3 protein-coding genes are annotated in these 2,255 nt (G+C 73.4%); all 3 read left to right on the top strand.

What is annotated here, in order from left to right; all coding sequences use genetic code 11:
* Positions 1-486, top strand: a 486-nt coding sequence (locus VGT06_04745) for an NAD(P)-dependent oxidoreductase (GenBank protein HEV8662439.1), incomplete at its 5' end; no start/stop codon positions are given.
* A gap of 104 nt (positions 487-590) precedes the next feature.
* Positions 591-1,796, top strand: coding sequence for an HRDC domain-containing protein (locus tag VGT06_04740; protein ID HEV8662438.1), 1,206 nt, complete (start codon positions 591-593; stop codon positions 1,794-1,796).
* Between the two features lie 55 nt (positions 1,797-1,851).
* A partial coding sequence (locus VGT06_04735; protein ID HEV8662437.1) for an aminotransferase class I/II-fold pyridoxal phosphate-dependent enzyme occupies positions 1,852-2,255 on the top strand: 404 nt, incomplete at its 3' end.

Below are 2,255 nucleotides of genomic sequence, written 5' to 3'. Positions count from 1 at the left end.
GGCAGGCGAGCGCGCGCCCTCGGAATGCGCGTCTGGGGCCTCCGCCGGGGCGGCGGGCGCGCGCCGGGCACCGAGCGGATTTTCGGACTCGAGGACCTGCGGGCGTTCCTCGCCCCCCTCGATTTCCTCGTCCTCGTCCTTCCCCTCACCCCCCTGACCCGCGGCCTCATCGGACGCCGCGAACTGCAGGCGATGCGACGGACCGCCTGGCTCCTGAACATCGGCCGCGGGCCGGTGGTGGACGAGGCGGCGCTGCTCGTCGCCCTCGAGCGGGGCTGGATCGCCGGGGCGGTGCTGGATGTGTTCTCCGAGGAGCCGCTCCCCCCGGACCATGCCTTCTGGCGCCACCCGAAGGTGATCGTGACCCCCCACATCGCCGGCCCCGCCTTCCCCGAGCGGGAGGTGAGCCTCTTGGCAGAGAACCTCCGGCGCCTCCGGGCCGGCCGCCCCCTGAAGGGTCTGGTCCGCCGCGCCCGTGGCTACTGACGCCCCGATCGCGCGTGGCGGTGACGCCTTGCCCGCCGTGCATCGGGCGACTACAATGGGGGGGACGGCCCGGCGGGCCCTGCTTCGCCTTCCCGCGAGGTGCGATGCTTTCTGACCCTTCCATCATCGACACGCCCGATGGCCTTTCGGGGGTTCTCGACGACGTCCTGGCCGCCCCCGTCGTGGCCCTCGACACCGAGGCCGACTCCTTCCATCACTATTACGAGAAGCTCTGCCTCATCCAGGTGGCCACGCCCGACCGCGAGGCCCTGCTGGACCCCCTGGCCGGCCCGGACCTCAGGCCCCTGGTGGAGCTCCTGGAGGCGAAGCCCCTCGTCGTGCATGGGGGCGATTACGATCTCCGGCTGCTGAACCGCCATTTCGGGTTCGTTCCGGGCGAGCTCTTCGACACCATGCTGGCGGCGCAACTGCTGGGCCAGGAGGAGCTCAGCCTGGCCGCCCTCATCCAGCGCTACTTCGGTGTCGTGATGGACAAGCGCGTCCAGCGGGCGGACTGGTCGCGGCGCCCCCTCCCCCCGGACCTCGCCGCCTACGCCCTCGGCGACATCCACTATCTGCTCCCGCTGGCGGAGCGCCTCGAGGCGGAACTCGCTGCCAAGGGACGCCTGGCATGGCACCAGGAGACCTGCCGGAGCCTGGCTGCGGTCCGCTTCAGCCCGCGCGCGCCCGATCCCGAGCGGGAGTGGCGGCTCCGCGGGAGCCACGCCCTCCCGCCGCGCGCTCTGGCCGTCCTCCGGGAACTCTGGGGGTGGCGCGAGGGGGTGGCGCGGGGTCGGGACGTCGCCGCGTTCCGGATCATCGGCAACGAGTACCTGGTCGCCCTGGCGGCGAAGGCGGCCGGGGGGGAAAGCTCGGGCATCCCGGCGGGGGTGAAGCTCCCCCGCAACATCACAGGGTCGCTCCGGGAGGGGCTGGTGGAGGCCATCGCCCGGGGCCTCGCTCTCCCCCCGGAGGCCTGGCCGGTCCTCCCCGAGCGGGAGCGCCCACCCCAGGACCCGGCCCTGGGCCCGCGCGTCGCGCGCTTGCGCGAGGTCCGAGATGCCGCCGCCCGCCGCCTCCGGCTCGACCCCGCCCTGGTCGCCCCGAAGTCGGCCCTGGTGGTGATCGCCACCGCGCGGCCCTCCACGCTCGAGGCGCTCCGGGCCCTGGACGTCCTCCACCGGTGGCAGGAAGAGCTCCTTGGGCCCGACCTCCTCAAGGCCCTGGCCCCACCCCCCGGCCCTCCCGGCCGCCGGCGGCGCCGGCGCCGCCGGCGCCGGCCCGCGTCCGCCCATCCCCCCGCAGGTTGACACCCCCCGCGCTTTCTGGTAGGGGGAGGGGACTTTCCCCCCTCCGAGAGGGCCGATGACCAGATCCCGGGTTGCCGCCAAGACCCGCATCTTCACCGAGTCGGTCATTCGCGAGATGACCCGCCTGGCGGAGCAGCACGACGCGATCAATCTGGCCCAGGGTTTCCCCGACTTCCCGGCGCCGGCCGAGGTGAAGGAGGCAGCCGTCGCCGCCATCCGGGCCGACGTGAACCAGTACGCCATCACCTGGGGGGCCCGGGGGCTTCGGGAGGCGCTCGCGGCCAAGGTGAAGTGGTCGGCGGGCCTCGAGGTGGACCCGGAGCGGGAGATCACCGTCACCTGCGGCAGCACCGAGGGGATGATCGCCGCGCTCATGGGGATCATCGACCCGGGGGACGAGGTCGTCGTCTTCGAGCCCTTCTACGAAAACTACGGTCCCGATGCCATCCTCTCCGGGGC

The sequence above is a fragment of the Candidatus Methylomirabilis sp. genome, assembly GCA_036000645.1.
In the GTDB taxonomy this organism is placed as follows: domain Bacteria; phylum Methylomirabilota; class Methylomirabilia; order Methylomirabilales; family JACPAU01; genus JACPAU01.
Note: the sequence above shows the minus strand (reverse complement) of the source record. Positions and strands in the feature narration are given on the sequence as shown.